This window comes from Nocardia cerradoensis NBRC 101014 (assembly GCF_000308535.1).
Taxonomy (GTDB): Bacteria; Actinomycetota; Actinomycetes; order Mycobacteriales; family Mycobacteriaceae; genus Nocardia; species Nocardia cerradoensis.
Map to the genome: position 1 here is coordinate 1 of NZ_BAFW01000327.1, position 6,327 is coordinate 6,327.

Annotated in this window: 6 protein-coding genes; 2 read left to right on the plus strand and 4 right to left on the minus strand. The window is 68.3% G+C overall.

The window, feature by feature from the left end; genetic code table 11:
- Positions 1–100: 100 nt before the first annotated feature.
- The gene (locus tag ON23_RS28665; protein WP_063821352.1) at positions 101–1,138 is read right to left on the minus strand and encodes a phosphatase PAP2 family protein; all 1,038 of its coding nucleotides are present in this window, start codon (positions 1,136–1,138) and stop codon (positions 101–103) included.
- Positions 1,139–1,548: 410 nt separating this feature from the next.
- On the opposite strand from ON23_RS28665, the gene ON23_RS36205 reads away from it, so the two are divergent.
- The gene (locus ON23_RS36205; RefSeq protein WP_051043504.1) at positions 1,549–2,430 is read left to right on the plus strand and encodes a hypothetical protein; all 882 of its coding nucleotides are present in this window, start codon (positions 1,549–1,551) and stop codon (positions 2,428–2,430) included.
- A 7-nt stretch (positions 2,431–2,437) separates the two neighbouring features.
- Here the strand turns inward: ON23_RS36205 and ON23_RS28675 are convergent, their stop codons facing one another.
- A complete protein-coding gene (locus tag ON23_RS28675) occupies positions 2,438–3,298 on the minus strand; it encodes a DUF1266 domain-containing protein (RefSeq protein ID WP_157170308.1) in 861 nt (286 codons plus the stop codon).
- A gap of 117 nt (positions 3,299–3,415) precedes the next feature.
- On the opposite strand from ON23_RS28675, the gene ON23_RS28680 reads away from it, so the two are divergent.
- The gene (locus tag ON23_RS28680) at positions 3,416–4,240 is read left to right on the plus strand and encodes an alpha/beta fold hydrolase (RefSeq protein ID WP_039782095.1); all 825 of its coding nucleotides are present in this window, start codon (positions 3,416–3,418) and stop codon (positions 4,238–4,240) included.
- A 30-nt stretch (positions 4,241–4,270) separates the two neighbouring features.
- On the opposite strand, the gene ON23_RS28685 is transcribed toward ON23_RS28680, so the two are convergent.
- Together ON23_RS28685 and ON23_RS28690 are read right to left on the minus strand one after the other, a co-directional pair.
- A complete protein-coding gene (locus tag ON23_RS28685; protein WP_039782097.1) occupies positions 4,271–5,134 on the minus strand; it encodes an N-acetyltransferase in 864 nt (287 codons plus the stop codon).
- 137 nt (positions 5,135–5,271) lie between these two features.
- A partial coding sequence (locus tag ON23_RS28690; RefSeq protein WP_051043506.1) for a glycosyltransferase 87 family protein occupies positions 5,272–6,327 on the minus strand: 1,056 nt, incomplete at its 5' end.

Genomic DNA, 6,327 nt, shown 5'->3' on the forward strand with positions numbered 1-6,327 from the left:
ACCTGCGGCTGTTCCGGGCAGTGCGCTTCGAAGAGACGCTCGTCACACCCCTCGATACGGGCTCGTCGGGCTGACGCGCGCGCCGCCGCCTGCGTGCCGGTCAGTTCGGACCGTTCGGCACCGCCGCAGCGGGGACCGTTTCCGTCTCCGATTCCGTGTCCCGGTCCGTCTCGGCCGCGTCACCCCGGCCGACGGCGGGGAGCGGCCCGAGCAGTGCCCGCCCGGCCCGCCAGTTCTCCCATATGCGGGTGATCAGGATCGTGACCGCGGTGTACACGCCGCCGAGCAGCACATCGAAGACCCAGTGCTCGCCGCCGTAGACGAGGGTGAAGCCCATCGCGCACGGATAGATCACCAGGATCGCGCGCAGCCACCACTGTCGCGTCAACGGCCACAGCGTCGCGGCAACCAGCACCGAGAACGCCGTATGCAGCGAGGGCACGGCCGCGACGTAGTTGCCGTGATCCTCGAGCCATTGCGCGCTCACATTGGGATCGACCACGCCGAGCCCGAAACCGGATATGCGGCGGACGTGTTCCGGGATGGCCCCTTCGCGCCCGGCGTACCAGGGCGGCGCCGCGGGCACCAGCACATAGGTGACCAGCGCCAGATACGACAGCAGCAGAATCCGGCGCATGTACCGGACCCACAGCGGCCGGGAGTAGACGTAGAAGATCGCCGCGACTGCCCAGGGCAGGATGAAGTGGGTCGTGTAGACCACGCCGATGATCGGCGTCCACCAGGGCCGGCCGTCGCCGGCCAGATGGTCCTGCAACCAGATCGTCGGCACGGTGCCGCCGAACATCCAGCGGTCGATGTCGACGAGTTCGTGCATGCGCAGCGGCATGCCGAGTTTGTCGGCGAGGTCGCGGGTGTAGTCGTAGACCATGAGCGCCGCGATCAGCGGCAGCCAGTCGGTCAGTACCCGGATGTGCTGGCGCCAGGGCCGGTCGATGGTGAAGGCGAGGACCCCGCCGATCATCCACGCCGCCTCCTGGACGCGGCCACCGGGAAGTGCTCCGGTGATCAGGGCCACGGCCAGGGCCGCCAGGTAGGCGATCCGCACGGCATAACGGATCACCCGCCGTGGGACGGTCGGCTCCGCGATTTCGGTGGTCTCCGGTTGTACACCGAGCATTCGGCCAGTGTGCCACTACAGTTCACGGGCCGGACACGCTCATCCGGTTCGCGTGTCGCGGCGGACCGGCGATCCCGGGCGGCGCACCGCAGCCCCGGCCTTGCTGGCAATCTGCTGTCAATCGGCGCGGAGGTTGCCGTGAATCACGCCCGCATGCTGGTGAAGGCCATTGGGGCGCAGTACGTTTCGAGCGTATGCACCATATCGAAAGGTCGGGACCGTGATCATCGCACTTCTCATCGCCGCACTCAGTACGGGCAGCGCCGCCGTGGCGACCGCCACCGGACTCGCGAGCATGTTCGCCGGTAACCTCTGATCGGCGTTCGCCGGATACCCGGATCGAGGGGGGTCTCTCGGTAGAATCCGTCCCCGATGAGGTCTCACCGGGTCGGAGTGGGGAGGATGCGGCAGTGCTGGAGGTGTGGGGGCGTCGGACCGCTGTCAGATATGCCGACGGGCGGATCACCACCACACCGCTGGGCGTCGACGACGATGTCGCCATGGATGTGCGGGTCTGCGATCTGCGCGACGCCTGCCTGGCCGAAGCCGACAGCGGTGACCTGCTGATACTGCTGTATTTCCGGGCGCCGGACTATGTGATCAAAGGCGTTGCCACCCGGCGCAATCCGGCGACGATCTTCCTCGAACCCGAGGTGTTCACGCAGGCGGCCACACTCGTCCGCGCGATCGGCGACGATCTGCTCGAGATGCGACGGATCGTGCGGCAGCGGCCGAATCTGGCTCCGCCCCGGCCGGTTCCGGGGCACTACGGCCCGATCCGCCCCGATGTGTCGCGTGCGACCGAGCGGATGCGCACGCCGGGACTGTGCGCGCGGGAGCTGGCGGCCCTGCACGCCTACGCCCGCCCGGACGAATACGTCCTCGAATGCGCGCCGTGCGGCCATCGCGGTGCGCCGGGCCTGGTCGTGATCACCACTCTGCGGCTGTTGTTCGTCTCGGCCGGGGCGACCTACGAGTTCCCGGTGGCCGCGCTGGATCGCAGCGATGTCGCGGCGCCGCCCGGATCGGTGGCGACGCTGCGCATTTCGGACGGCAATACGGATCTGGAATTCGTCTCCACCGAGGCCGAGGATCTGCTGCGTGTCGACGGCGCCGTGCGGCTGGCCTGCGAGATCGAACATGTCGACGGCTCGATCGTGATGGCGCGCCCGTCCTCGCTGGACCTGTTCGGCGAATGGCAGTTGCTGGTGGAGCGGCGCAAACTCGGCATGGTCGACACCGAGCAGTTCAAATGGGAGGGCGTCGGCATTCTGCGCGCGATGCCGAAGTAACCGCCCGTCAGTGGAACGGGGAGAGGCCGAACACCGGCGCGCCCGGATGCAGCGCCACTCGCCGCCACGGACTCGACGGGCGCATCAACAGTCCGCGAATCATCCAGCGGCGCTCATCGACCTGTTCCTTGGCCGCGGCGAGGTCCTGCGTGGCCGCCCAGAAGATGGCGCCGGTGAGGAAGCCGGCCGCGAACTGCCGCCAATTGCGGTAGTGCTGTTGCGCTTTGCCTAGCGCGCGGCCCAGCAGCGTCCACGCCTCGTCCTCGTCCAGATATCCGGCGGTGTGCGCGGCCCGGGCGATGAACACGATGCGCGAGAGGTCCCAGGCGGTCGCGTCGGTGTTCAGCGGTTGCGGCAGCCGGTCGACGATGCCGAATTTGATGGCCTGCAACCAGGCGTCGTAGTCGCGGTCGATGCCGTTGACACCGCGATAGCCGCGCACCTCGGACACGGTGTGCAGGAACTCGCGGTGGCTGTCGGCGAGGCCGGTGCGGTCGACGCGGGTGGTGTCCTGAGCGGCCGCGGTCGCCAGCGGATGTACCATCGCGAACAGCGGTGCGTGCATTCCGCTCAGCAGGCGGCCGATGGTGTCGCGCGCATCCTCGGCGTTGTCGACACCCCACGATTCGTGCAGGCCCTCGATGGTGGATTCGCGCCGGGTCTCCGAACTTCCGGGGTGTTCGGGCTGGAAGGCGACGGTGTCGTTGTAGGAGCTCCAGCTGCGGCCGTAGTACGCCCCGATCGCCAGCGCCCGGATGCGATCCTCGCCGATGGCGACACCCGACCACTTGTCCGCCCCGGGATCGAAATCCGAACTCGGAAATCCGCTGATGCGCGGCAGTCCGTGCGGTCCGGCGATGATCGTCACCACTGCACCCCCTCGCCCGTGAATACTGTCCGTGCGAGCCTACCGACCTGCCCTGCCGGTGCTCGCGAACCCATCGCGTACTTTCGAACCGAACCCCGGCCCGCGAAGGAGTAGGACATGCAGACCGTGACGTCGCAGGACGGCACCACCATCGCCTTCGACCGGATCGGTTCCGGCAGTGCGGGAACCGTCGTGCTGATCAGCGGCGCATTCGGTTACCGGCAGGTCCCCAACACCGTCGAGCTGGCGCAAGCGCTGGCCGAGAACTACGGCCTGCGCGTGCTCAACTACGACCGGCGCGGGCGCGGCGACAGCGCGGACTCACCGGGTGTCTACGACAGCGCCAACGAGATCGCCGACATTCGGGCGCTGGTCGAGGCCGAGGGCGGATCGGCCGCCCTGTTCGGCTGGGGTTCGGGCGCGATACTGGCGCTGCTGGCCGCGCGCTCGGGAGCGATCACCGGGATCACCGACGTCGTCGCCTTCGAACCGCCGTTCGTGGTCGACCCGAAGGATCACGTGCCGCCCAAGGATGCGGAGGAGAAGCTGCGCGGGCGCATCGCGGCGGGCAAGCGCGGTGGTGCGGTCCGGTACTACATGACCAAGGTGATGGGCGTGCCGGAACTGGTCGTCGCGGTGATGCGGATGTCGTCGGTGTGGAAGACGCTGGTTGCCACCGCCGATTCGACGGCCCACGATTTCGCTGTGCTGGAACCGTTTTCGCGCGGTCGGACCATCCAGCCGGAGGATTGGGCCATGCTCACCCAGCCGACGCTGCTGCTGATCGGCGATCGTTCCGCTCCGGCGTTGACCAAGGGGGCCAAGACGATGGTCGAGGTGCTCCCGAATGCCGAATTGCGGGAGCTGCCCGGCGTGAGCAATGATCCCGTCGCCGCCCAACTCGCCCCGGCGATCGGTGAATTTCTCACGCGCACAAGGTGATCGGCAGGGGGCAGTGATCGCGATGGCCGGCTAGCGGATGCTGGCGGGTGCCCGCACGACCCGCCCGCCCAGCCGTTCGGTCACCTCGAAACCCTGTTCGCGGAACCAGCGCGCCAGAATCGGGACCGCGGAATCGTCGTCGCGGAAGGTGGGTACCAGTTGCGCGACGATATGCATACCGTGCGCGTCGGCGGTCCGGCACAGATGGCGCAGCGTCGCGGTGCCGAGGCCCATCCGGCGCAGCGGCGGAATCACGTCGATGTGGTCGAGTTTGATCGTGCTGGCATAGATGTCGAACTGGACCGCCGCCGGTCCCTGCTTCTGGGCCAGCGTCGCCGGATCCGCGGGCACCGGCCGCACCTCACCGGGCAGGTGCACGGTGAGCCGGCGTCGCGCTTCGTCGTCGGGAGCCATGCGGACGGCTTGTACTACGCGCTCGGTGAGATCGCTGACGGCCGAACGGTCCCCGTCCGCGGCGAGCGGCCGGATATCGGTGGTCCGGCGGGCCGTCTCGCGCAGTGCTCGCACCCAGTGCGAGTCGGTCCTGTCGTAGAGGTCGGCCAGCTGACCGATGGTGTGTTCGAGTCCGAAACAGCCGCCGAAGGTTCCGGTGTCGCCGCCCGACAGCACGCCCCAGACACGGGCGTCGGCCCCGACGCAATGGCGGGCCAGTTCGGCGCGGATCTCGTCGCGGCGGCGTTCGGCCTGATCGACCGCCGCGCCCGGCAGGACGCGTAGCCAGCGTTTCCATCCGTCGAGATTGGCGCGGATCCGGGTACCGGCGAGATCGGCGCACGCCTGCTGGTAGTTGCTCCAGGCTTGCTCTCGTCGCTGGATCAGCTGCCGATCCGGGCGGGTGGCGTCACCTTCCGGGGTCGGCGTGTTGTCGTCCATATTTATCTACGGTACGACGGAAATACTGCGTGACCGGGGTGTTGTGGAATCACCGGTGGTGTGTCGCCGTCACCGGGTCGCAGCCGGCGGACGGTGGCCAGGAAATTTACCGATCGATTGCGCCTGGCGTGGTCGGCTCAGGACTCGGTGGGGACCTTGGTCCGCAGCGAGCGCAGCGACGCGGGCAACAGCGGTTCCTGCGTCGTGGGCCGCGGTCCGGTCACGACATACAGGGCGACCAGCAGCACGCTCAGCCACACATAGGTGTCGCCGACCAGATGCTGCCAGGGCGTCCAGGCCAGTTCGCGGTTGTTGTCGCCGGGTTCCCAGTTCTGCGGGCCGATGGTGAACACGACCGCGGTCGCGATGATGATCGCGTACCAGATCATCGCCGTCCGGCGCGGCAGCCGAGTCGCCACACCGACGGCGGCCAGCAGACCCGGCGCGATCCAGACCCAGTGGTGCGACCACGAAATCGGCGAAACCAGCAGGGTGAAGACGGCGTTGAAGGCCAAGGCGAGCGCCGGATCGGCGACCGCGCGCCGCATCGCCGCCACGACCAGGACCAGCAGCGCCAGACTCAGCAGCGCCCACAGGGCGGTGAAGGCCGGTTCGGGAACCTGGAAGCGCGAGAGCACGCCCTGAATCGATTGATTGGTCCGGAAGGCCGACCCGCTGAGCCCGGAGACGTTGCCCATCCCGCCGAACCAGTACTTCACCGATTCGTGCGGCATCACGGCGAAGGCGATACCGCTCGCGACGGCACCGGTGATCGCCGCGGTGATCGCCGAGCGATAGTCACGCCGCACCAGGAAATAGAGGACGAACGCGGCCGGTGTCAGTTTGATCGCCGCGGCGATGCCGACCAGCATGCCGCGCGGCCAGCGAGTGCGTTTGGGCAGGCAGTCCGCCGCGACCAGCACCATCAGCAGCAGATTGACCTGTCCGAAATCCAGCGTCGAATGCACCGGTTCCAGCAGCATGCCCAGCGGAATCGCGCACGCGCTCGCCCACAGCACCACCTCGGTGCCGCCGCTGCCCCAGACCCGGCGTGCCACCAGATAGAGCGTGATCGCCAGCGCCAGCGTGGAAACCACGAAGAAACTGATCGCCGCGGCATTCCACGGCAGCAGCGCGAACGGCCCCAGCGCCACCGCGGCGAAGGGCGGATAGATGAACGGCAGGCTGATCCC